We start from the raw sequence: 24,719 nt of genomic DNA on the forward strand, positions 1-24,719 counted from the left end.
ACTCCTCCGTGCCCCGGCCTACTCCGCGACCGCGTAGGCCTCCACCGTGAACAGGGAGTACCCGAACCGGGTCGCCCGCGCGTCGCCCTGGATCCGCACGAACCGGGTGTCCTTCGCGTCCATGCCGATCGCCTCGCGCCCGCCCCTGCCGTCGTCGACCGTCGCGGCGGTGCGCCAGTTCCGGCCGTCCGCCGAGACCTGGACGCGGTAGCGGGTCGCGTACGCGTCCTGCCAGTGCAGCACCACCCGGCCGAGCCGGACGGGCCGAGGCAGTTCCAGCTGCCACCAGGCCCCGTCCCCGGCGGGTGAGGACCAGCGGGTGGCCGGATCGCCGTCGATCACCGCCGACGCCGGGAAATCGGCGGTCTCGTCCCCGGAGGACGAGGCGGCGCCCGTCCGCGCCAGGTCGGGGCCACCGGTGCGCGGCGAGGCCCGGACGGTCAGCGTGCGTTCCTCCCCGGCGAAGGCGAGCGGCACCTCGTACTCACCGGCCGGGGTGCCCTCGGGGACACTGACCTGGACGGGCACGTTGGTGCTCGATCCGCGCGGCACCGTCGTCTCCTTGGGCACCGTCACCCGGATGCCGGAAGGCGCCTTCGCGGTGAGCGACCCCCGCACCTCGCCCGGGCGCTGCGCGTCCAGCCGCGCCTCCACCTGCTGCGGCTCACCGCCGATCTGGGCGTCCGCCACGCCCCGCGCCAGGTCGAGCCGGGCCTGCGGCTCGTCGGCGTACCAGGTCACGACATGGCGTACGGCCGGCGCGGAGCCGCCGGAACCCGCGACCCCGGCCCCGGGGCCCGCGCCCGGCCACACGATCCGCACGGAGTCGACCAGCAGCCCCTTCGCGTCGGACTCGGTCCAGCCGCTCATCGACAGCGGGCCCAGAGCGCGCCAGCCCTGCCCCGGGACATGCGCCTCGACGCTCGCCCCGGCGCCGGTGCCCGGCTCGGTCATGGTGTTGAGGACTTCGAGGGGCCGGGCCCGGCCGAGGGCGACGGTGTACGACTGCCCGTCCTGGGTGATGTTCGCGTCCGTGGCGCGGTCCACGCCGGTCCAGGCCGCCGCTTCCTTCACGGCCCGGTCGAGGAAGGGACCGAGGACACCCTTGCCGACCCCGGCCTTGCTCGCCCGGGCCGCCTCGCGCAGCGGCTCCAGATCCAGCGACGCCCGCCAGGCCGCCGCCCCGTCGCCGCGCTCCTGGGCCCGCAGCATGTCGACGGCCAGCTCGCCGGCCCTGCCGTACCGCGCCAACTGGTCGAGCCAGGTGCGTACTTCGTCGTCGAGCCGGCCGTCCGCCGTCCCGGCGAGCCGCTGGGGCGCCTCCCGCATCACGGTGAACGCGGCCCTGAGCCTGCTCGCGGCGGCGCTCCGGTCCGCCGCGTCCGCCGTGGTGCGGGACCGCCAGAAATCGGCGAACAGCGGGCGCAGATACGCCGACTCCGACGAGCTGAGTACGGACGACGCGTCGTTCCCGGCGAGTGCGCGCAGCGCCTCACGGGCCTTGACGTCCTCCCCCGCCAGATCGTCCATCGCGGCCTGCCAGGACTCCTGCGGCCGGTAGCCGCGCGGATTCCAGGCGTAGTCGGCCGCCGTGAACAGCGGGATACGGGAGGCGGACGCCTGCTCCATCGCGTTGGCGAGCAGCGCGGCGGAGCCGGCGGCGACGGCCGGTTCCCGGCCGGTGTAGGGGCCGAGGAAGATCCGACCCGGTTCGTAGTCGTTGACCGGGTAGTTGTCCATGGTGACCAGGGGATGCCGGAACGCGGCCCGCGCGCTGGTCAGTTCCCGGCCCGTGATGGTGCGCGGTACGACCCCGACCCCCGTCCACGCCACCTGCACGCGCCGGTCGAGCGCGCCGGCGAGCGCCGTGCGGTAGTCCGTCGCGCCGTCCTGGAAGTACTCCGTCGGCATCACCGTCAGCGGCTCGGCGCCGGGGTAGCGGTCCGCCAGGTGCCGGGCCACCGCGTTCGCCACCCGTGCCTGCGCCCGCGCCGCCGCACCGGGCCCCGAACCGAACGTCTCCGCGTCCTCGTCGCAGTGCCATTCGCTGTAACTGACGTCCTGGAACTGCAGCTGGACGGCGCGCACCCCCAGTGCCCACATCGCGTCGATCTTGCGGGTGAGTGCCCTGAGATCCTTCTCCGACGTCATGCACATCGCCTGGGCGGGGGAGACGGCCCAGGCGAGCGTCACATGATTACGGCGGGCCCGCTCGGCCAGCTCACGGAACTCCGCGCGCCGCGCGGCGGGATACGGCTCGCGCCAGCGCGTCTGCCGGAAGGCGTCGTCGCCGGGCGCGTACAGATAGCGGTTCTGCTTGGTGCGCCCCATGAAGTCGAGCTGCGCCAGCCGGTCCTGATGGGCCCACGGCTGCCCGTAGAACCCCTCGGTGGTGCCCCGTATCGCCGTCCCGGGCCAGTCGCGGACGACGACCCCGGGGACGGTGGGGCGACCGCCCTGCCGGACGATCAGCTGCCGGAGGGTCTGCGCGCCGTGGAAGAGCCCGTCGTCGCCGACGCCCTCCAGGGCGATGGTCGCCCGGCCTCCGACAGCGCCCACGGCGATCCGGTAGCCGCCGGACGGGAGATCGGCGCGCTCGGGCGCGCGCAGGGCGCGCAGCGCGGTTCCCGCGGCGGCGCCGCCGGCCAGGATCACGGTGTCCGCACCGGGCGGCGGGGTGACGCCGGACGCGGAGGTGGTGCGCACCGTACGCACACCGGCCGCGCGCAGCAGGTCCGTCAGCTCGCGCACCGCGTACGCGTCGGCGCCCTCGCCGGCGACGAGGGTGACCTCGTCGCCGAGGGGCACGGCCTGGCCGGCCGCCCGGATCGCCTGCGGCCGGGGCCAGACGGCGGGCACCGCCGCCTCGCCCTCCTGGTCAGGGGTGGTGGCGGCCGGGGAGCCCGGCCCATGGGGCGCGGCCAGCGCGCCCGGTGCCGCGCCGAGGAGTCCACCGATCACGGCGACCGCGATGGTGGTCGCGGTCCCTTTTCTGCGCCCCAGCCGCACGCCCTGCTCCCCTCGCTGCCCGAAATCGCCGGCCACTCACCGAACGCTCTCCCCGAGCGCCGTCGTCAAGCGTTGTCATCCAGCGGAAACGAGCCCACCACCCCGGTGGTGAAGTGTCAATGCGCGTGGCCTTTATGCCTTGTTTGCCCGTTGTGATAGGCAGGAGTTTCAACTCCCGTACGGGGAAATGATGGTGAGTCGATACACGTTTACGGGCAGTGCGCGTCTGCGCCCGCGCGCGCTGGGTAGAGCTGGTATGTCCTGTTCCCCGTCCCTGGGAGGCGCCGTCATGGTCGCGTCCGCACAACTGCTGCTCTCCGCCCTCTCCCCACAGCCCGGGCCCGAGCCGCTGACCAGCGAGCCGCCCCTCGCGAGCATCGGCGCCGGCCCCCTGACCAGCGAGCCCCCGCTCGCCGGACCCGCCCCCCTGACCAGCGAGCCCCCGCTCGCCGACACCGCCCCGCTGACCAGTGAGCCGACCGCGCCCGGTACGGCCGGCGGCACGGAGTCCCCTGGAGTCTGAATGAGCCTGGCCAGGCTCGCCGCTTTGCACGGTGTCGCCACCTCGTACGCGCCTTCCCCGGACGTCGACGTCCCGGTCCCGGACGGCACGGTCGTCTCGGTGCTCGCCGCACTGGGTATCGACGCGTCCACCCCCACCGCGGTGGACGAGGCGCTGCGCCGCGCCGAGTCGGCCGCCGCGAGCCGCCTGCTGCCCCCGACGGTGGTGATGTGGAGCGGGCCGGGAGCGCCCGAGCCGCCCGACGTCCTGACGGCCCTGCCGTACGGGACGACACTGCGGGTGGAGACGGAGCACGGCGGGGATGACGGCGAGAGCCGCGGCGAGGCGGTGGAGCTGCCGGCGGCCGGGCCCTCCGCGGCCGCCTCCGCGTGGTCCCGGCTCCCCCTCGGGGTGCACCGGCTGACCGCCCGCGCCCCCGAAGGCCGCACCGCGCACGCCACGCTCGTCGTCGCACCCGGACAGGTGCCGGGGCCGCCCGGCCGCACGCACGGTTTCCTGGTGCAGCTCTACTCCCTGCTCTCCACCCGCTCCTGGGGCATGGGCGATCTCGGGGACCTCGCCGAGCTGGCCGCGTGGTCGGGCCGCTCCCTGGGCGCCGGCTTCGTCCAGATCAACCCCCTGCACGCGGCCGTCCCCGGCGCCCCGACGGACCCGTCCCCGTACCGCCCCTCCTCGCGCCGCTTCCCCGACCCGGTCCATCTGCGGATCGAGGACGTGCCGGAGTACGCGTACGTCCGGGGCGCGGACCGCGACCGGCTCGACGCGCTCCTGGGGAAGGCCGGAGCCCTGCGCGCCTCCGTCCTCGAAAACGACGCGCTGATCGACCGGGACGCCGTCTGGGCGCTCAAGCGCGCGGCGCTGGAGATCCTCGTGAGGGTCCCGCTCGGTCCCGGACGCCGCGCCGAATACCGCGACTTCCTCGCCGCACAGGGCCGGGCCCTGGAGGACCACGCCACCTGGTACGCGCTCGCCGAGGCGCACGGCTCCGCCTGGCACACCTGGCCGGCCGGGCTGCGCGACCCCCGCTCCGACGAGACGGCCGAGGCCCGCCGGGACCTGCTCGGCCAGGTCGACTTCCACTGCCGGCTGGCCTGGCTGACCGATCAGCAGCTGGCCGCCGCGTCCCGGGCCGCCACGGACGCCGGCATGGCCGTCGGCATCGTCCACGACCTCGCCGTCGGTGTGCACCCCGGCGGCGCCGACGCCTGGGCGCAGCAGGACGCCTTCGCCGGGGGCATGTCGGTCGGCGCCCCGCCGGACGCCTTCAACGCGCTCGGCCAGGACTGGGGCCTGCCCCCCTGGCGCCCCGATGTCCTCGCCGCGTCCGGCTACGCCCCCTTCCGGGGCCTGCTCCAAGGACTGCTGCGCCATGCCGGGGCACTGCGGATCGACCATGTGATGGGGCTGTTCCGGCTCTGGTGGGTGCCCCAGGGCGAGCAGCCCACCAAGGGAACGTATGTGCGCTACGACGCCGAGGCGATGCTCGCGGTTCTCGCCCTGGAGGCGCACCGCGCGGGCGCCGTCGTCATAGGGGAGGACCTGGGCACGGTCGAGCCCGGCGTACGCGAGACGCTGGAGCGGCGCGGTGTGCTCGGCACGTCGGTGCTGTGGTTCGAGCGCGACTGGGAGGGGACGGGCCTCCCGCTGCCCCCCGGAAGCTGGCGCGCCGGCTGCCTGGCGACCGCCACCACCCACGACCTGCCCTCCACGGCGGCCCGGCTCACCGGCGAGCATGTCGGACTGCGCCACAGGCTCGGGCTGCTCACCCGCCCGCTGGAACAGGAGCTGGCCGAGGACCGTGCCGAGGTGGCGGACTGGCTCGACTACCTCGCCCGGCTGGGACTGCTGACCGGGGCGGAGGGCGACGAGGAGGAGCAGATCCGCGCGGTCCACCGCTTCCTGCTGCGCACCCCGGCGCGGATGGTCGGAGTCTGGCTGCCGGACACGGTGGGCGACCGCAGGCCCCAGAATCTGCCGGGCACCTGGGACCAGTACCCCAACTGGCGGCTGCCCGTCGCGGACGCCGGGGGCCGCCCGACGACCCTGGAGGAACTGGCCGCGTCACCCCGGCTGCACGCTCTGATGGAGGTGCTGAAGCCCCCGCCGGGACCTCGCTGACGCCCCGTATGGCACCCCCGCGCGCGCGAGGTGCCGGGGCGTTCGCTACGTTTGCACCGTGGACAAGAAGAACGTTCTGCGCGCCGGCGCCCTGGCGGCCGGTACGACGCTGATGATGCTGCTCATGTCGTCCCCGGCCCTCGCGCTGACCCGCGACGACGGTGACGACCCGGGCTCAGGCCTGAGTGCGGGCGAGACGGTGGGCCTGTACGTCGGGATTCCTCTGGTGGCTTTCGCGATCATCGTCGGCCTGGTGATGGTGCTCGACAAGTCCGAGAAGCGGGTCTGACGCACCACCCACGCACCCGGTGCACCCGGGTGCCGAAGCGCCGAGAGCGCCGCGCGGCGAACGATGCCGGGCGGCGCCTTTGTGTGCCCTGACTCCTCGCGCGCCCGCGCCCTCCGCATGTCCTGACCCGTCGCATGCCCTGACTCTTCGCATGCCCTGATCCGGTCGCGGCGCGACGGCCGCCGGGCATGACGACGGGGGCGGGCCCGGAAGCGTTCACCCCGCTTCCCGACCCGCCCCGTCCTGTCACACCGCTAGAGGGCAGCCGCCGCTGCGTCCGCCGACCGGGCCTTCAGGGCACGCTCCACGCCCGACCTCGACTCCGAGATGAGGCGCCTCAGCGCCGCGTTCGGGCCCGCCGAAGCCACCCACGCGTCCGTCGCGTCCAGCGTGGCCTCCGAGACCTGGAGCGCCGGGTAGAGGCCGACCGCGACCTGCTGGGCCATCTCGTGGGACCGGGACTCCCAGACGCCGGCCACCGCCGCGAAGAACTTCTCCGTGTACGGGGAGAGCAGTTCACGCTGGTCGGTCTGGACGAAGCCGCCGATCACCGCTTCCTGCAGGGAGTTCGGCAGCTTGTCGCTCTCCACCACCGAGGCCCACGCCTCCGCCTTGGCCTCGGCCGTCGGGCGTGCGGCGCGGGCCGCCGCCGCGTGGCGCTCACCCGCCGCCGTCCGGTCCCGCTCGTACTCGGCGGCGATCTCTTCCTCGTCGTGCAGACCCACCGCGGCCAGCCGCTGGACGAACGCCCAGCGCAGCTCGGTGTCCACGGCCAGGCCCTCGATCGTCTCCGTCCCGTCCAGCAGGCCCTGGAGCAGGTCGAGCTGCTGCGGCGTACGGGCCGTCGCGGCGAAGGCGCGGGCCCACGCCAGCTGGTGGTCACCGGCCGGTTCGGACGCGCGCAGATGCGCCAGGGTGGCCTCGGTCCACTGCGTCAGGCCCGCCTCGCGCCACTCGGGCGCCGCGTACAGGTCGATCGCCAGCTTCACCTGGCGATGCAGCGACTGCACGACGCCGATGTCCGACTCCTTGGTGATACCGGACAGCACCAGCGCCAGGTAGTCGCGCGTCGCCAGCTCGCCGTCGCGCGTCATGTCCCATGCCGACGCCCAGCACAGCGCGCGCGGCAGCGACTCCGTGAAGTCCCCGAGGTGCGCGGTGACGACCCGCAGCGACTCCTCGTCCAGCCGGACCTTCGCGTACGAGAGGTCGTCGTCGTTGAGCAGGATGACGGCGGGCCGGGGGGTGTTCAGCGGGAACGGCACCTCCGTGCGCTCCCCGTCCACGTCCAGCTCGATCCGGCTCGTACGGACCAGCTTGCCGTTCTCGTCCAGGTCGTAGCAGCCGACCGCGATCCGGTGCGGCCGCAGGACCGCCTCGCCCTTCGCGCCGGCGGGCAGCGCGGGCGCTTCCTGCCGTACGGCGAACGAGGTCACATGACCCGCCGCGTCCAGCTCGATCTCCGGCCGCAGGATGTTGATACCGGCCGTCTCCAGCCACGCCTTCGACCAGGTCTTCAGATCGCGCCCGGAGGTCTCCTCCAGCGCGCCCAGCAGGTCGGACAGCTGGGTGTTGCCGAACGCGTGCGCCTTGAAGTAGGCCTGCACGCCACGGAAGAACTCGTCCTTCCCGACGTACGCGACCAGCTGCTTCAGCACCGACGCGCCCTTGGCGTACGTGATGCCGTCGAAGTTGACGAGGACGTCGTCGAGGTCGCGGATGTCGGCCATGATCGGGTGCGTGGAGGGGAGCTGGTCCTGCCGGTACGCCCACGTCTTCATGGAGTTGGCGAACGTCGTCCAGGACTGCGGCCAGCGCGAGCCCGCCACGTCCGCCTGGCAGGCGATCGATGTGTACGTGGCGAACGACTCGTTCAGCCACAGGTCGTTCCACCACTCCATGGTGACCAGGTCGCCGAACCACATGTGCGCCAGCTCGTGCAGGATCGTCTCGGCCCGCGTCTCGTACGCCGCGTCCGTCACCTTCGAGCGGAAGACGTACTGGTCGCGGATGGTGACCGCGCCCGCGTTCTCCATCGCGCCCGCGTTGAACTCCGGCACGAACAGCTGGTCGTACTTGGCGAAGGGGTAGTCGTAGTCGAACTTCTCCTGGAACCACGCGAAGCCCTGCCGGGTGACCTCGAAGATCGCGTCCGAGTCCAGGTACTCCGCGAGGGAGGGACGGCAGTAGATGCCGAGCGGCACCGACTGCCCGTCCTTCTCGTACGAGCTGTGCACCGCGTGGTACGGACCGGCGATCAGCGCCGTGATGTACGACGAGATGCGCGGGGTCGGCTCGAAGCTCCAGACATGGTCCTTGGGCTCCGGCGTCGGCGAGTTGGAGATGACCGTCCAGCCCTCGGGGGCCTTCACGGTGAACCGGAACGTCGCCTTCAGGTCCGGCTGTTCGAAGGACGCGAAGACGCGGCGCGCGTCCGGCACCTCGAACTGCGTGTACAGATAAGCCTGCTCGTCGACCGGGTCGACGAAGCGGTGCAGCCCCTCACCGGTGTTCGTGTACGCGCAGTCCGCGACGACCGTCAGCTCGTTCGGGCCCTCGTGCAGCTGCGGCAGCGCGATGCGCGAGTCCCGGAAGACGGCGGCGACATCCAGCGACGTGCCGTTCAGGACGGCCTCGTGCACGGCGGGCGCCACCAGATCGATGAAGGTCTCCGCCCCGGCCTCCGCGCTCGTGAAGCGCACCGTGGTCACGGACCGGTAGGTGCCGCCCTCCTGCGCGCCGCTGAGATCGAGGTCGATCTCGTACGAGTCCACGGTGAGGAGGCGCGCACGCTGCTGCGCCTCTTCGCGGGTCAGATTTGTGCCAGGCACCCGGGTCATCTCCTCGGTTCGTGACGTTTGTGCCCATCCTTCCAGAGGTGGTGCCACGGCTGCGATGGAGGAGTCCCGAAACCCACCGGCCCGGGGACGGAGCGGCGCCGCCGCCCGCCCCCGGGCGCGCGCGTCAGCCCTTCAGCTCGGCCGCGACCAGCTCCGCGATCTGGACCGCGTTCAGCGCGGCGCCCTTGCGCAGGTTGTCGCTGGAGAGGAACAGCGCCAGACCGTTCTCCACCGTCTCGTCGTCCCGGATCCGGCCCACGTACGAGGCGTCCCGGCCGGCCGCCTGCAGCGGCGTCGGGATCTCGGACAGCTCCACGCCCGGCGCGGCCTCCAGCAGCTCGTACGCGCGCTCGACGCTGATCGGACGCGTGAAGCGGGCGTTGACCTGGAGGGAGTGACCGGAGAAGACCGGCACCCGGACGCAGGTCCCGGAGACCTTGAGCCCGGGGATCTCCAGGATCTTGCGGGACTCGTTGCGGAGCTTCTGCTCCTCGTCGGTCTCGAAGGAGCCGTCGTCGACGACACCGCCCGCGAGCGGCACCACATTGAACGCGATCGGGCGCTGGTAGACGGTGGGCTCCGGGAAGTCCACGGCCCCGCCGTCGTGGGTGAGCCGGTCGGCCTCGGCGACGACCTTCTGCGCCTGGCCGTGCAGCTCGGCCACGCCGGCCAGGCCGGAGCCGGACACGGCCTGGTAGGTGGTGACGACCAGCGCGGTCAGCCCGGCCTCCTCGTGCAGCGGGCGCAGCACGGGCATGGCGGCCATCGTCGTGCAGTTCGGGTTGGCGATGATGCCCTTCGGGCGGTCCTTGACCGCGTGCGGGTTGACCTCCGAGACGACGAGGGGGACCTCGGGGTCACGGCGCCAGGCGGAGGAGTTGTCGATCACGACGGCGCCCTGCGCGGCGACCTTCTCGGCGAGGGCCTTCGAGGTGGCGCCACCGGCGGAGAAGAGCACGATGTCGAGGCCGGAGTAGTCGGCCGTGGACGCCTCCTCGACCGTGACCGGGTTCCCCTGCCAGTCGATCGTGGAGCCGGCGGACCGCGCGGAGGCGAAGAGCCGCAGCTCGGTGACGGGGAAGCTCCGCTCGGCCAGGATGCTGCGCATGACTGTGCCGACCTGACCGGTGGCTCCGACGATTCCGACCTTCACGGGGACTCCTCCGTACGTACCTGCGGATATGCGGTTGCGGCGCGGTGACCGGACCATCATGCGTATGACCACGGCCGCCTTGTCCAATCCATTGCCCAATCCATGGTCCGATCAGCACGGTCCGACCAGCACGGTCCGACCGGCGTGGGCCGGCGGACGGGGCGGTCCCGTACGCGTCACAGGACGGCGCACGGCGGCAGGGCGGACGGCGGGGCGGGACGCGAGAAGGGGCGGTCGCCCGTACGGACGCCCGCCCCTTCCCGTTGGTTCCGTGCGGTTACGGCGTGACGCTCCCGATGACGACACTGCCGGTGCCCGCGGCCGTGCCGCGCGCGTTCAGCAGTTTCACCTCACCGAAGAACTGCCGGCCCGCCGGGGCCGCGCCGGCCACCACTACCTCGGCCGAGACCTGCGCCGACGCACCGGAGGCGAGCTTCACCGGCTTCGAGCCGTCGGCCTTGATCGTGCCGAGCGAAGCCGAGTAGTACACATCGCGGTAGTCGAAGGCCGTGGCCCCGGTCGGGACCCCGTAGCCGTCGATGACGACGATGTACGTACCGGCGGCCGGGTTGGTGATGCTGACGGCCTCCTCCGAGTCCGCGTCCGCCGACTGGCCGACCAGGACACCGGCCGACGTGTAGACCGCGAGGTCCAGGTCGGCGCCGGTGTCGGCGGTACCGCCGATGGCGATGTCCAGCCGCTCGACTCCCGCACCGATGGTGACGGTCTTCTGCTGCTGCTCGCCTTCCTTGATCGTCGGGCGCTCGACCTTCGCCGAGCCCAGCGAGCCGCCGCTGAGCGTGCCGTCGAGGGCCGCGAAGCCGTTGGTGACCTTCCAGGACACCGGCGCCGGGGTGCCGATCTTCGCCGCGGGGATCGTGGTGACCGCCGGGTCGAAGGTGACGCCGAGCAGTGACGCCTCCAGCGTGTACTTGTTGTCGAGCAGCGGCGACGTGCGGCGCGACTCGACCTCGATCTCCCAGACGCCGGGCTGCGGGTCCACGTAGGAGCGCAGGTCCGGGCGGCAGGTGTTGGCGGGGTTCGTGTAGTTCGGGTAGCAGAACGTCGTCGAGCTGTCCTCGACCGCTACGCCGTACGGGTGGATGGAGATGAACCTGGTCTGGCTGTCCTTGGCGAGCCCGCCGAGCGCCACCTCCAGGGTCTTCGCACCCTGCGGCACGGTGAGGAAGTACGACTGCGAGCTGTTGCGCTGCACCGAACCGGACGCCGAGAAGGCGTACGAGGGCTTCGCCAGTGCCTTCGAGGCGATCACGGTGGCGAGGATCTGCTTGTCCACACCCTCCGTGGCGCGGTCGTCCGCCTCCAGGATGGCGCTGTGCACGCCGGCCGAGCCGGGCTTGGCCTGGACGGTGACGGTGACCGGCTGGTTCAGCGGGAGCTTGACCTTGTCGCCGCCGAGCAGTCGGAAGGTGCCGTCGTTGTACTTCCAGCTCAGCCGGTGCTGCAGCGCGCCCTTGGCGCCGGTGGTCCGGGTGATGGTGACGTCGTACGTCCTGCTCTTGCCGGCCTGGAGGCCGCCCTCACGGTCGTAGAGACCGGTGCCGAAGCCGGGGGTCTTCAGGAACTCGTCGATCGCGGTGTCGACCGGCGCCTTGACCGTGTAGTCGTGGGCGACGGCGCCGCCGCGCTTGATGGACTTCCACGCGCCCAGGATGTCGATCAGGCCCGCGCCCTGCTCGTGCGCCTGCACGCCGGGGATCTTGGTGGCGGTGCTGGTGAGCGCCGTCCGGAGATTCGCCGGGGTGAGGTTGATGCGCTTCGCCTTGGCGGCGGAGATCAGCAGCGCACTCGCGCCCGCGGCCTGCGGTGAGGCCATCGAGGTGCCCTGGAGCATGGAGTAGCCGGGCGGCAGCTGGTAGCCCGCTTCGGCGACCGGACTGCCCTCCAGCCAGGTCTGGGTGGAGTTGATGGCCGCGCCGGGGGCCGTGAGGGTCGGCGTGAAACCGCCGTCCTCGCGGGGACCGGTGGAGGAGAAGGGCAGCAGCGCGTACTTCTTCGCCACGCCGGAGCCGTAGTTGGCGGCCCAGGTGTCCTTGGAGATGGACGCGGCGACGGAGATGACCTTGTCGGCCAGGCCGGGGTCACCGATGGTGTTGACGCCGGGGCCGCTGTTGCCGGCCGAGATCACCAGCTGGACGCCGTACGTGTCGATGAGCCGGGTGTACAGCTCGGACCGCGCGTTGTTGCCGTCGTTCAGCGCGGGCAGGCCGCCGATGGACATGTTGATGATGTCCACGCCGCGGTTGGTGACCAGGTCGATCATGCCCTCGGTCAGCGCGATGTTGGTGCAGCCGCCGCTCCAGGTGCAGGCGCGGGAGGACACCAGCTTGGCGCCGGGAGCGGCGCCGTTCATCTTGCCGCCGAAGAGGCCGTTGGCGGCGGTGATGCCGGCCACGTGCGTGCCGTGCTCGCCCTGGATGACGCCGATGTTGACGTAGTCGGACGTGGCGCCGGACCCGTTGTAGACGACGTTCTTGCGGATCTCGACGACGAACGGAATGCGCTCGACGATCGTGGTCTTCGGGTCGTCCTTCCCGAAGTAGCCGATCTGGAAGCCCTTCTTGTACGGCTTCATCGCGGTGTCGTCGCCGAAGTCGCCGTTGTTGTCGAGATCGACGCGGACGGTGCCGCTCGCCGGGTCGTAGAGCACGCCCCAGACGTCGGTGGTGTCGCCGTCGCGGTTCAGGTCACCGGCCATGTCGCCGCCGATGGTCGCCTTCTCGGCGAACGTGCTGAACTGGTACGAGCCCGCCGGGGCCTTCCAGGTGCGGCCGGCGGCGGTGAACGTCGGGCCGCTCACGGCGCTGTTCATCCGCAGCCAGGTGCCGTCGCCGTCGGACACCGGGTCGGTGGCGGTCACCCAGTCGACGATCTTGCGTTCGCCGGTGGTCGTCTTCTGCAGCGCCGGGTGGCCCAGGTCGACGCCCGAGTCCAGGATGCCGATGGTGACGTCGCGGCCGTCCCACTTGGGGTGTTCCTTGACGAACTCCACGGCGCCCGTCTCGAAGGACGGGTTGTACGGGTTCTTCGCCGCGGTCTTCTTGTCGGGACCCGGGTACTTCTTGGCGGCCGTGCTCGTGGCCGCCTTGGCGCCCTTCGAGCGGACCGTGTCCGCCGCGGGCGTCGGGTCGTCCAGCTTGATCTCCTGCTTGAGATCGATGCCGTGGACGGAGGAGAGCTTCTGGGCCGCCTTGATCGCGGCGTCCGCCTTGGCGGTGGGGAGCGTGGCCCGTACGTAGCCGAGCTTGTCGTACGTCTGGCCGACCGTGGCGCCCTCGACGGCGCCCAGCTGACCGGCCACCTGCGCGGTCGCCCCGGGGGCGGTGGCGACCATCATCGTGACGGTCTTCTCGCCCGTGGCCTTGGCCTTGGCGAGCAGGTCGGCGTCGGCCGCACCGAGCTTGTCGGCGGACGACTTGACCGGGGCGGAGGCGGCCGGGTCGGCGGCGCCCGTCGCGGAGAAGGCGGGCACCGCGCCGGAGGCGACCAGCGCGGCCACCAGGCCGGCGGCTGCCGCGATCCTGGCCACGCGTCTCGGCCCGGATATGGAGCTCTCGGATTCGGAGGTCATCAGCATCCCTGTTGGTGAAAGAGACAGTCCGGAAATCGGTACCGGATGACCGCTCACCTTTGCGCAAGTGACAGGGTTTTGTGGAGTGTTGTCCGGGACGAGTTTCGGTCATGGCGTACATCCGCCAGTGCTCGACTCGCGCCATCGGGAACCAACCGGGCGAAAATCGGGAAAGACGCTACGGCGGTGTTACCGGAAGATCCACTTCCGGTAACACCGCCGACACTGCTTCCGGGTAAGCCCGGACGTCTTCTGTCGTTTCCGGTCAGTCGGGGTCGGTCGCGGTCAGCCCCGGTCCGCCCGCCTCGCCTCGGCCGCTGTGGCGCGCACCCGCCCGCGCACCCCGAACCAGCCCGCGACCAGCGCGGCGCCGATGACCGGGATGAGCATGACCGTACGGCGGCCCACGTCACCGTCGGCCCACATCAGCACGATCACACCGGCCAGGAAGGCGAGCGTGGCCAGCTCGGTGAACGGCGATCCCGGCAGCTGGTACGAGGGACGGCGCACGCGGCCCTCCCGGGCCCGCCGGACGAAGGCCAGATGGCAGAGCATGATGATGCCCCAGGTGCTGATCACCCCGAGTGCGGCGATGTTCAGCACGATCTCGAACGCCTCACCCGGCACGACGTAGTTCAGCCCGACGCCGAGCACGCAGAAGCCCGCCGTCAGCAGGATCCCCGAGTAGGGCACCTGGTGGCGGTTCATCAGCCCGGTCCACCTCGGTGCCGAACCGGCCATCGCCATGGAACGCAGGATGCGGCCGGTCGAGTAGAGACCGGAGTTGAGGCTCGACATCGCGGCGGTGAGGACCACCAGGTTCATCACGTCACCGGCCGCCGGCACGCCGATCCTGGAGAGCACGGTGACGAAGGGGCTCTCCGAGGCGGAGTAACCGTCGTACGGGATCAGCAGCGCGAGCAGCACCACCGAGCCGACGTAGAAGACCATGACGCGCCACATGATCGAGTTCACCGCGCGCGGCACGACCTTGTGCGGCTCGGCGGTCTCGCCCGCCGTGACCCCGATCAGCTCGACGGCCGCGTAGGCGAAGACGACGCCCTGGAGGACCAGGACGACCGGCAGCAGGCCGGACGGGAAGAAGCCGCCGTGGTCGCCGATGACATCGAGGCCGGGCGCCTGCCCGTCCACCGGGTGCTGGGTGGCCAGCAGGAAGATGCCGATCGCCATGAAGGCGACGAGCGCGGCGATCTTGATGATCGCGAACCAGAACTCCATCTCGCCGAAGAGCTTCACCGAGATCAGGTTCACGCTGAGCACGACGGCCAGCGCGACCAGGGCCAGCACCCACTGCGGGATGTCGGTGAACATGCCCCAGTAATGGGCGTACAGGGCGACCGCCGTGATGTCGGCGATCCCCGTGGTCGCCCAGTTCACCACGTACATCCAGCCGGCCGCGTACGCGCCCTTCTCGCCCAGGAACTCACGGGCGTAGGAGACGAACGAACCGGAGGACGGCCGGTGCAGCACCAGCTCGCCGAGGGCCCGTACGACGAAGAAGGCGAAGAGGCCGCAGACCGCGTAGGCCAGCGCCAGGGCGGGCCCGGCGGAGGCCAGCCGGCCGCCGGCGCCCAGGAAGAGGCCGGTTCCGATCGCGCCACCGATCGCGATCATGTTGATGTGGCGGGACTTCAGGTCCTTGCTGTACCCGGCGTCTCCCGCGTCCGGGGACGAAGCGCCGGCCGCGCCCTCCGGGGCGGGCGGTGGCGTGTCCTGGACGGCTTCCGTGCTCACAGGCGATCATCTCGCTTCGTTCATGGGGGGAGGGTCGTTCGTGGGGGAGGTCGAGCGGCACCTTAGGACGGGGCCGTCCAGATTTTCCCTAGGACCTCCCGCCGGGACGGCGCCACTTTCGCGACACGTCTTAGGGGTTTCCCCAGGAGTAGCGGGCGAACGGGCGAAACGGGTGTGCTGAGAGGCCTTTCGGGCAAGTGAGCGACCGGAACGGGCAATCGGAACCCACCCGTCCAGCTCGTACGGAAGGAATCCCCGTGACCCCAGCGTCACCCTCGCGCGCCCCGCTCGGCATCGGCGTACTCGGCTGCGCCGACATCGCCTGGCGCCGCACGGTCCCCGCCCTCGTCGGTCACCCCGGCACACGGCTGGTCGCCAGCGCCAGCCGTACCGAGGTCAAGGCGCGGCGGTTCGCCGACCGCTTCGGCGGCGCGGCGATCGCCGGTTACGACGCACTTCTCGCCCACCCCGGCGTGGAGGCCGTCTACATCCCGCTGCCCGCGATGCTCCAGGCGGAGTGGGTCGAGCGAGCGCTCGCCGCGGGCAAACACGTCTTCGCCGAGAAGCCGCTGTCCGCCCGGCGGGCCGACACCGAGCGGCTGCTGCGGGCCGCTCGCGAGCGCGGGCTGGTGCTGCGGGAGAACGCCATGTTCCTCCAGCACACCCAGCACGCCACCGTCGCCCGCCTCGTCGCCGAGGGCGCCATCGGCGAAGTCCGGCGTTTCGAGGCGGCGTTCACCATCCCGCCGAAAGGGGACGGCGACATCCGCAACCGGCCCGACCTCGGTGGCGGCGCCCTGCTCGACATGGGGTTCTATCCACTCCGCGCCGCCCTGCACTTCCTCGGCCCCGACCTGACGGTGGCCGGTGCGACGCTGCGCGCGGTGCGGGACGGGGTCGTACGGTCGGGAAGCGTCCTGCTCGTGACGCCCGCGGGCGTCCCCGCGCAGCTGTCGTTCGGGATGGAGCACGCCTACCGGTCCCGCTACGCGATCTTCGGCGCCGCCGGATCGCTGAGTCTGGACCGGGCCTTCACCCCGCCGCCGTCCTGGCAGCCGGTGCTTCAGCTGGACCGTCAGGACCACCGGGAAGAGATCACCCTGCCGCCCGACGATCAATTCACCCGGAGCGTCGACGCGTTCATCAGGTCGGTGCACGGGGATCCGGCGGCGGACGACGCGAGCGCCGGGGCCTATTCCGAAAGGGTGGCCGCGCTTGTCGAGCAGGTGGCCGCCACGGCCGTTCGTACAGAAATTTAAAGGTTGTTCAGCTGCTCAGAGGTTGTTCAGCGATTGATCTACCGATTGGCTTCTCGTGAGCTTCGTACACCAGGGAAAAGTGACCGAACTCAGGCTGCCCGGTGCCTACCGGATAGAGCCGGGACATATCCCGGACGGCAGGGGGCGCTTCTACGAGGCGTTCAGAGCCGATGCGCTGGGTGACATCCTCGGCCGCCCGTTCCCGGTCGGGCAGGTCAATTACTCGGTCTCGCGGCGGGGCACCCTGCGCGGCATCCACGCGACCGCGCTGCCGCCCGGCCAGGAGAAGCTGGTCACCTGTGTCCGGGGCGCCGCACTCGATGTCGCCGTCGACCTGCGGGTGGGCTCGCCGACCTTCGGGGAGTACGAGATCACGGAGCAGGACGAGTCGACGGGCGTCTCGGTCCTCATGTCGGAAGGGATCGGGCACGCTTTTCTCGCGCTGACCGACGACGTCTGCATGAATTACATCTGCTCGACCGAATACGTGCCCGGCACGATGATCGATGTGAACGCCCTCGACCCACAACTCGGAATTCCGTGGAACCTGACCTCCGAGCCGGTGATGTCCGACAAGGACCGGGCCGCTCCGGGTCTCGACGAGGCGGTGGCCGCCGGACTGCTGCCGACCTATGCCGAATGCCAGGCGCATTACAAGAAATTGGAGCAGCCGTGCGTGTCCTGATGATCCCCAGCCCCTCCGCCACCCATTTCATGCCCATGGTGCCGCTCGCCTGGGCGATACGCGCCGCCGGGCACGACATCCTGGTGGCCGGCCAGCCGGACGTGCTGCCGGCGGTCGGTCAGGCAGGGCTGAACGCCGTACGCGTCGGGGAGCGCGCCGGCATCAACGACTCCGTTCTCGAACTGACCCGCCCCGGCCTGCGGCCCCTGCAGTGGATGGGCCGGTGGACGCCCGAGATCATGAGCGTCTTCCCGCCCGTCTGGCAGCGGCACAGCGAGGACGTCCTGCCCGCGTACCTGAAGCTGGCGACGGCCTACCGCCCCGACCTGATCCTGGCCGACGTGTCGGAGTGCAACGCCCTGATCGTCGGAGCCGCGCTGGGCATACCCGTCGCGCACCACCGGTACGGCGTCGATCCGGTGTCCGAACCGGTCAGGACGGGCGCCCGCATCGCGCTGCGGGGCCTGTACGAGGGACTCGGGCTGCGGGACCTGCCCGAAGCGTCGGTCATCCTCGACCCCTGCCCGGCCGGCCTGCAGCTGCCCGGCCTCGCCCCGGCCATCCCCCTGCGGTACGTCCCGTACAACGGCAACGGCGTGCTGCCCGAGTGGCTGCGGGACGAGGGGGCCGCCCGTCCGGTGAAGCGCCGGGTCGCCGTCTCGCTCGGGTCCCACACGCTGAGCGCCAACGGTGTGCCGCTGCTCCGGAACGTCCTGCGCGCCTTCGACGGCCTGCGGGACATGGAGGTGCTCGCGACCGTGGACGAGCGCCACCGCGAGGAACTCGGCCCGGTGCCGCGCGCCGTCCGGCTGATCGAGCCGGTACCGCTGCACCTCCTCCTGCCCACCTGCGACGCGGTGGTGCACCATGGCGGCAACGGCACCGGTATGACCAGCACTTGCGCCGGGCTGCCGCAGCTCGCCCTGCCGCAGATCGCGGACACCTTCGGTTACGGGGACCAACTGGCCTCCTCGGGCGCGGGCATCACCCTCGACGACGCTCCCCGGCAGGACGATCCGCGACAGCTGCGCAAGGCCCTGGAAGCCGTACTGGAGGACCCCTCCTACGGACAGGCGGCCCGGAGGCTGGCGCGGGCGGTCGCGGACATGCCGGCGCCCTCCGCCGTCGTCGGCGAGCTGGAGCGCGTCGCGCGCGAGGGGGCGGCATGAAGCTCGCGGAGCGTACGGACACGCTGACGGCCCCCCGCATCGCCCGGTCGGCCAGGGACAGATACGGCACCCAGCTGCCCACCGGCGACGTCATGGACTGGCTCGCCGAGCGGCGCGCGGCCCACCGCTTCCGCGTCGACCGGATCCCGTTCGACGAGCTGCGCGGCTGGTCGTTCAGTCCGGACACCGGGAATCTCGGCCACGCGAGCGGGCGGTTCTTCTCCGTCGAGGGGCTGCATGTCAGCTGCGAGGACGGCCCGGTCGAGGAGTGGCACCAGCCGATCATCCGGCAGCCGGAGGTCGGCATCCTCGGCATCCTCGTCAAGGAGTTCGACGGCGTCCCGCATCTCCTGATGCAGGCCAAGATGGAGCCGGGCAACCCCAATCTGCTCCAGCTCTCGCCCACCGTGCAGGCGACCCGCAGCAACTACACCGGCGCCCACCGGGGCGCGGGCGTCACGTACATCGAGTACTTCACACGGCCGGAGCGGGGCACCGTGCTCGCCGATGTGATCCAGTCGGAGCACGGCTCGTGGTTCCTCCACAAGGGCAACCGCAACATGATCGTCGAGGCCCGGGGAAACGTTCCGCCGGACGATGACTTCCGCTGGCTGACCCTCGGCCAGATCGGCGAACTCATGCGCCGCGACAACCTGGTCAACATGGACTCCCGTACGGTCCTGTCGTGCGCCCCCTTCGGCGGCGACGAGCCCCGGGCGCTGCACTCCGACGCCGAAGTCCTCTCCTGGCTCACCGCGCAGCGGGCGACCCGGCAGATCCGGGCGAACCGTGTCCCGCTGAAAGAGCTGCCCGGCTGGACGCGCGGTGCCACGTCCATCGACCACGACGGCGGCCGGTACTTCAGCGTCATGGCCGTCTCCGTGCGGGCCGACAGCCGCGAGGTGGCCAGCTGGACCCAGCCGCTGTTCGAACCGGTGGGCCTCGGTATCACGGCCTTCCTGACCCGGCGGATCGGCGGCGTGCCGCACCTCCTGGCGCATGCCAAGGCGGAAGGCGGAATCCTCCAGTCGGTCGAGCTGGGCCCCACCGTCCAGTGCGTCCCCGGCAACTACGCCCATCTGCCCCGGGAGCGGCAGCCGCGCTTCCTGGACCTCGTCCGGCATGCGGACCCCGCCCGGATCCGCTACGAGGCCATCCACTCCGAGGAGGGCGGCCGGTTCCTGAACGCCGAGAGCCGCTACCTGATCGTCGAGGCGAGCGAGGAGGAAGTCCCCCTGGATCCGCCGCCGGACTACCACTGGCTCACCCCCGGCCAGCTGACCGCGCTGACGCAGTACGGCAACTACGTCAACGTCCAGGCCCGTACGCTGCTCGCCTGCCAGCGGTTCGCCCTGTGACACCGCCCGCCCGTGACATCACCAGCTCCTGACACCGCCCGCCCGTGACATCACCAGCTCCTGACACCGCCCGCCCGTGACATCACCAGCTCCTGACACCGCCCGCCCGTGACACCGCCCCCGCCGGGGCCGGAAATGGCTGAAAGTGGTCGGTCCGGGCGGCCGTGGCACCACGGCCGCCCGACCTGCCCCGGCCCGCCCGGGGCCGGTCGCTCACCTCGGCAGGACGATCACATACGCCGCCGGTTCCCGGTCGTCCGCCGTCATCAGGGCCGTACGGACCACCGTCGCCTGCTGCTCCATGGCCTCGCGCAGCTTCCTGGGCGTGAGGTGGACGACGGTGATCCCCAGCCGCTCCAGCTGCTCCCGCCGGCGGACGTACTCCGACCACACCGTCTCGTCGTGCTCCCGCTCGTCCCGCCGTTCGTCCTGCCGGGGCGCCCGGGTGTCCAGCTCGACGGCGACCGCCTGCTCCGGCCAGTAGGCGTCCACCCCGGCCAGCGTCGGCCCGTCGGGCCGCCGCAGCTCGACGTTCCAGACCGGCTCCGGCAGGTCGTACGTCCGCACCATCTCGTACAGCCGCCGCTCGGACAGCGATCTTCCCTCGGCGAGCAGCGCGTCCACCGCGTCCGCCACCTGCGGCCGGCCCAGCAGCCTGGCCTCGGTCAGCTCCTGGACCACCGCGACCGGCTCGCAGTGCCCGGCGCGCACCGCCTCGGTCAGCAGCGCGCGTACGGCCTCGGCGTCCGACAGCTCGGCGACCGCGTCGGCCACCGCCCGGGCCACGGGCGCCACCGGCACCCCGGTGACTTCCTCGGGCCGGGGCAGGCCATGGGTGCGGATCAGCCGGGCGCAGCCCGTGGAGCGCAGCCGCCGGGTGTGCGGTACGAGCACGTCGATCCGGTCCAGCGACAGCAGCGGGGGAGTGGCCGAGAAGCCGTACAGCGCGAGCGCCGCGAGCCCGGTGATCATCACACCGCCGTACGGGGAGCCCGGCGCCGGGGGAGAGGCCGGTCCCGGCTGCGCGGGCACCTCCGCGCCGCTCTCGGCACCCGGCCGCCCCGCGTACAGCAGCGCGGCGTGCAGCCGCTCCTCGCTCGTCGGCGGCCCCTGGCGCAACAGGTAGACCCCCGGCAGCACTTGCTGCCAGGGGCCGCCGGGCCGGCACTGCGCGGCGGCCCGGCCCGCCGAGACGCCGTGCTCACGCAGCTGCGCCGCCGAGACCAGGCGGCGCCGCGCGTCGTGGGAGAGGTGGTTGAGGGGGCGGGGGGTGACCGGCGTGTTGTTGTTCATGACCCGGATCTCCCCACCACCCGGGCGCTCTCAACCCCTGTAACAATTTCGTCGACAAATCTGGACAACCTCGTCCTAAAGTACGGACGTTCGACTGCCGATCAGGAGAGGCGCCGCGACGGCGGACCGCTCAGGTCCCCGAACAGCCCTGAACAGGACCCGAACAGGCCCCGAACAGACCTGAACAGGTCCTGACCGGCCCCGAACGGCCGCCGGACGGGGAGGGGTCAGCCGGCCGCCGCCGCGTCGCACTCCTGCCCGCGCAGCGTCCGCGCCAGGTCGTCCCCGGCCTCCAGCACCAGCCTGCGCAGCGCCGGAGCGGCGTCCGGATGCGCGGCGAGCCACGCCTCCGTCGCGTCCAGCGTCGACCGGTCGTCCTGGAGCCCCGGGAACAGCCCCTTCACCACATCCATGCCGATCTGGATCGAACGCTCCGCCCACACCCGCTCGATGACCTCGAAGTACGTCGTCGCGTAGGGGGCGATCAGCTCCCGCTGTCCGGGCTGGACGAAACCGGAGATGGTCGCCTCCACCAGCGCGTTCGACAGCGCGTCCGACTCGACGACCTGCGCCCAGGCCTGCGCCTTGACCGCCGCCGACGGCCGGGCCGCCAGACAGCGCACCTGGTGGCGCCTGCCCGACGCCGTGTCGTCCCTGGCCAGCTCGGCTCCGATCGCCGACTCGTCCGCGATCCCGTGCGCGGCCAGCGGCTCCAGGAAGGCCCAGCGCAGCTCCTGGTCGACCTCCAGACCGTCGACCTTCGCCGTACCGTCCAGCAGGCCCCGCAGCAGCTGGAAGTCCGCGTCCGTCGCCGCCACCGAGGCGAAGAAGCGGGTCCAGGTCAGCTGGTGCTGGCTGCCCGGCGCGGCCGTCCGCAGCTCACGCAGCGCACCCTCGGCCAGCAGCCGCCCGCCCTCCGCGCGCCACTGCGGCGCGGCGTAGTGGGTGAGCGCGGAGCGCGTCCAGGCGTGCAGCATCTGGAGCACGCCGATGTCGCTCTCGCGGCCCGCGTGGGCGAGCACCAGGGCGATGAAGTCCCGGGCCGGCATGAGCGCGTCCCGGGTCAGGTTCCACAGCGCGGACCAGCACAGCGCGCGCGCCAGCGGGTCGGTGAGATCACCGAGGTGCGCGCGGAGGGTGTCCAGCGAGGCCGCGTCGAAGCGGATCTTGCAGTACGTCAGGTCGTCGTCGTTGACCAGGACCAGCTCCGGTCGCTCGGCCCCGGCCAGCTCGGTCACGACCGTGCGCGGCCCGGCGACATCCGTCTCGGCCCGCGCGTACCGTACGAGATCGCCCTCGGAGGTACGCCGGTAGAGGCCGATGGCGACCCGGTGCGGGCGCAGCTCCGGGTGCGACTCCGGGGCGTCCTGCACCACGGCCAGCTCGGTGATCCGGTCCTGCGCGTCGTACAGCACCTGAGGGGTGAGGGAGTTGACCCCGGCCGTCTGGAGCCAGGAGCGCGACCAGCCGGCCATGTCCCGTCCGGAGGTCTCCTCCAGGGCCCCGAGAAGGTCGCCCAGCTGGGTGTTGCCGTACGCGTGTGCCGTGAAGTAGCGCCGGGCGCCCTCCAGGAACGCGTCCCGGCCGACGTACGCGACCAGCTGCTTCAGCACCGACGCGCCCTTGGCGTACGTGATGCCGTCGAAGTTCAGCTTGGCGTCCTCCAGGTCACGGATGTCGGCCGTGACGGGGTGGGTGGACGGGAGCTGGTCGGCGCGGTAGGCCCACGCCTTGCGGTTGTTGGCGAAGGTGGTCCAGCCGTTGGTGAAGCGGGTGGCCTCCACCATCGAGAAGGACCCCATGAACTCGGCGAAGGACTCCTTCAGCCAGAGGTCGTTCCACCACCGCATGGTGACCAGGTCGCCGAACCACATGTGCGCCATCTCGTGCAGGATGACGTTCGCCCGGCGCTCGTACGACGCCTCCGTCACATTGCCGCGGAAGATGTACTCCTCGCGGAAGGTGACCAGGCCCGGGTTCTCCATGGCGCCGAGGTTGTACTCGGGGACGAACGCCTGGTCGTACTTCCCGAAGGGGTACGGGTAGTCGAAGTTGTCGTGGAAGAAGTCGAGACCCTGCTTGGTGAGCAGGAAGATGTCGTCCGCGTCGAAGTGCCGGGCGAGCCCCTTACGGCACATCGCGCCGAGCGGGATCTCCAGCACCGTGCCGTCGTCGAACGTCCGGCGGTAGGAGTCCGTGACGTAGTGGTACGGGCCGGCGGCGACGGCGGTGATGTACGTCGAGATCGGCTTCGTCTCCGCGAACCGCCACACCCCGTCCTCGCCGAGGGCGCCCTCGCCGTTGCTCCAGACGCGCCAGCCCTCGGGCGCCGTCACCTCGAAGCGGTACGGAGCCTTCAGGTCGGGCTGCTCGAAGTTGGCGAAGACGCGGCGGGCGTCGGCCGGCTCGTACTGCGTGTAGAGGTAGACCTCGCCGTCCTCCGGGTCGACGAAGCGGTGCATGCCCTCGCCGGTCCGGCTGTACGCGCACCGCGCGTCCACCACCAGCACGTTCTCCGCCCGGAGGTCCGCCAGCGTGATACGCGAGCCGTCGAACACGGCGGCGGGGTCGAGGTCGTGCCCGTTCAGCGTCACGGAGCTGACGCCCGGCGCGATCAGATCGGCGAAACCGGCCGCCCCCGGCTCCGCGCAGCGGAACCGGATCGTGGTCACCGAGCGGAACGTGCGCGGCCCGTCCGGCTCCTCACCGACCGCCGAGCGCAGGTCGAGGAAGACCTCGTACCCGTCTACGGACAGCAGGCCGGCCCGCTCCTGGGCCTCGTCGCGGGACAGATTCTCTCCGGGCACGCTCACTCCTTCGTGGCTCGTTCGAAACAGGAGTGATCCTCCCATGTGCCACCGACAGGGGATATCCGGGAATGGTGCCGCCACCCCGGGACGTTGACAGAATGAGGTGCATCTTCACTCGCTATGAGCTCGCAATGAGGAGAGTCATGTCCGAGAAGACCCCCGTCGACTTCTGGTTCGATCCGCTGTGCCCCTGGGCGTGGATGACCTCCCGTTGGGTCCTCGAAGTGGAGAAGGTCCGTGACATCGACGTCCGCTGGCACGTCATGAGTCTGGCCGTCCTCAACGAGGCTCGGCTGGACGAGATGCCGGAGAAGTACCGCGACCTGATGGCCAAGGCATGGGGCCCGGTCCGCGTGGTCATCGCCGCGCAGCAGAAGCACGGTGACGAGGTCGTGGGCAAGCTGTACACCGCGCTCGGCACCCGCATCCACAACGAGGGCCAGGGACCGGAGCGCGAGGCGGTCGTCGCCGCCCTGGACGAGGTCGGGCTGCCCGCCGACCTGATCGATTACGCGGACTCCGACGCGTTCGACACCGAGCTGCGCGCCTCCCACCAGGAGGGCATCGACAAGGTCGGCCAGGAGGTCGGCACCCCGGTCATCGCCGTCCCCGGCGCGGACGGCGAGCAGGTCGCCTTCTTCGGCCCGGTCGTCACCCCGGCCCCCAAGGGCGAGCAGGCGGGCAAGCTCTGGGACGGCACGCTGCTGGTGGCGTCGATCCCGGGCTTCTACGAGATCAAGCGCACCCGCACCCAGGGTCCGATCTTCGACTGACCCCGATCCGCTGACCCCGATCCGCTGACCCCGATCCGCTGACCCGATCCGCTGACCCGATCCGCTGATCGGTCGCGCTGATCGGTCCGGACA

Annotated in this window: 15 protein-coding genes; 8 read left to right on the plus strand and 7 right to left on the minus strand. The window is 71.6% G+C overall.

Going from position 1 to position 24,719, the window contains the following annotated elements:
- Positions 1-18: 18 nt before the first annotated feature.
- Positions 19-3,009: a beta-N-acetylglucosaminidase domain-containing protein gene (locus ACIBAE_RS05500; RefSeq protein WP_399282584.1), complete on the minus strand. Its 2,991-nt coding sequence runs from the start codon at positions 3,007-3,009 to the stop codon at positions 19-21.
- A gap of 289 nt (positions 3,010-3,298) precedes the next feature.
- On the opposite strand from ACIBAE_RS05500, the gene ACIBAE_RS05505 reads away from it, so the two are divergent.
- Genes ACIBAE_RS05505 through ACIBAE_RS05515 form a run of 3 tightly spaced genes read left to right on the plus strand, consistent with a single transcriptional unit; the run spans position 3,299 to position 5,939 of the window.
- Positions 3,299-3,532 (plus strand): hypothetical protein, encoded by a 234-nt coding sequence (locus ACIBAE_RS05505; protein ID WP_399282487.1) that lies wholly within the window; start codon positions 3,299-3,301, stop codon positions 3,530-3,532.
- Positions 3,533-5,650, plus strand: coding sequence for a 4-alpha-glucanotransferase (malQ, locus tag ACIBAE_RS05510; RefSeq protein ID WP_399282488.1), 2,118 nt, complete (start codon positions 3,533-3,535; stop codon positions 5,648-5,650). It begins immediately after the preceding gene.
- 58 nt (positions 5,651-5,708) lie between these two features.
- Positions 5,709-5,939, plus strand: a complete 231-nt coding sequence (locus tag ACIBAE_RS05515; RefSeq protein ID WP_399282489.1) for a hypothetical protein — start codon at positions 5,709-5,711, stop codon at positions 5,937-5,939.
- Positions 5,940-6,193: 254 nt separating this feature from the next.
- Here the strand turns inward: ACIBAE_RS05515 and pepN (ACIBAE_RS05520) are convergent, their stop codons facing one another.
- The 4 genes from pepN (ACIBAE_RS05520) to ACIBAE_RS05535 form a co-directional block, all read right to left on the minus strand.
- Positions 6,194-8,770: an aminopeptidase N gene (gene pepN, locus ACIBAE_RS05520; protein ID WP_399282490.1), complete on the minus strand. Its 2,577-nt coding sequence runs from the start codon at positions 8,768-8,770 to the stop codon at positions 6,194-6,196.
- A gap of 133 nt (positions 8,771-8,903) precedes the next feature.
- On the minus strand, positions 8,904-9,932 hold the full coding sequence (locus ACIBAE_RS05525) for an aspartate-semialdehyde dehydrogenase (protein ID WP_399282492.1): 1,029 nt from the start codon (positions 9,930-9,932) through the stop codon (positions 8,904-8,906).
- 277 nt (positions 9,933-10,209) lie between these two features.
- The gene (locus ACIBAE_RS05530; RefSeq protein WP_399282493.1) at positions 10,210-13,530 is read right to left on the minus strand and encodes a S8 family serine peptidase; all 3,321 of its coding nucleotides are present in this window, start codon (positions 13,528-13,530) and stop codon (positions 10,210-10,212) included.
- A 279-nt stretch (positions 13,531-13,809) separates the two neighbouring features.
- The gene (locus ACIBAE_RS05535) at positions 13,810-15,279 is read right to left on the minus strand and encodes an amino acid permease (protein WP_399282494.1); all 1,470 of its coding nucleotides are present in this window, start codon (positions 15,277-15,279) and stop codon (positions 13,810-13,812) included.
- Between the two features lie 257 nt (positions 15,280-15,536).
- On the opposite strand from ACIBAE_RS05535, the gene ACIBAE_RS05540 reads away from it, so the two are divergent.
- The 4 genes from ACIBAE_RS05540 to ACIBAE_RS05555 all read left to right on the plus strand — a co-directional run bounded on the left by ACIBAE_RS05540 (position 15,537) and on the right by ACIBAE_RS05555 (position 19,750).
- Complete coding sequence (locus tag ACIBAE_RS05540; RefSeq protein WP_399282495.1) at positions 15,537-16,538, plus strand: Gfo/Idh/MocA family protein; 1,002 nt, start codon at positions 15,537-15,539, stop codon at positions 16,536-16,538.
- Between the two features lie 79 nt (positions 16,539-16,617).
- A complete protein-coding gene (locus ACIBAE_RS05545; protein WP_399282496.1) occupies positions 16,618-17,223 on the plus strand; it encodes a dTDP-4-dehydrorhamnose 3,5-epimerase family protein in 606 nt (201 codons plus the stop codon).
- Positions 17,211-18,392 (plus strand): nucleotide disphospho-sugar-binding domain-containing protein, encoded by a 1,182-nt coding sequence (locus ACIBAE_RS05550; protein WP_399282497.1) that lies wholly within the window; start codon positions 17,211-17,213, stop codon positions 18,390-18,392. The genes ACIBAE_RS05545 and ACIBAE_RS05550 overlap by 13 nt, the downstream gene beginning before the upstream one ends.
- Positions 18,389-19,750 (plus strand): NDP-hexose 2,3-dehydratase family protein, encoded by a 1,362-nt coding sequence (locus tag ACIBAE_RS05555; protein WP_399282498.1) that lies wholly within the window; start codon positions 18,389-18,391, stop codon positions 19,748-19,750. Before ACIBAE_RS05550 ends, ACIBAE_RS05555 begins: the two co-directional genes overlap by 4 nt.
- 213 nt (positions 19,751-19,963) lie before the next feature.
- On the opposite strand, the gene ACIBAE_RS05560 is transcribed toward ACIBAE_RS05555, so the two are convergent.
- Together ACIBAE_RS05560 and pepN (ACIBAE_RS05565) are read right to left on the minus strand one after the other, a co-directional pair.
- Positions 19,964-21,043: a hypothetical protein gene (locus ACIBAE_RS05560; protein WP_399282499.1), complete on the minus strand. Its 1,080-nt coding sequence runs from the start codon at positions 21,041-21,043 to the stop codon at positions 19,964-19,966.
- 227 nt (positions 21,044-21,270) lie between these two features.
- Positions 21,271-23,850, minus strand: coding sequence for an aminopeptidase N (gene pepN / locus ACIBAE_RS05565; RefSeq protein WP_399282501.1), 2,580 nt, complete (start codon positions 23,848-23,850; stop codon positions 21,271-21,273).
- A gap of 146 nt (positions 23,851-23,996) precedes the next feature.
- Here pepN (ACIBAE_RS05565) and ACIBAE_RS05570 point away from each other — a divergent pair, with 146 nt between their 5' ends.
- A complete protein-coding gene (locus ACIBAE_RS05570) occupies positions 23,997-24,626 on the plus strand; it encodes a DsbA family protein (protein WP_399282502.1) in 630 nt (209 codons plus the stop codon).
- Positions 24,627-24,719 lie beyond the last annotated feature (93 nt).

It is taken from the genome of Streptomyces sp. NPDC051569 (assembly GCF_044454085.1).
Lineage (GTDB): Bacteria > Actinomycetota > Actinomycetes > Streptomycetales > Streptomycetaceae > Streptomyces.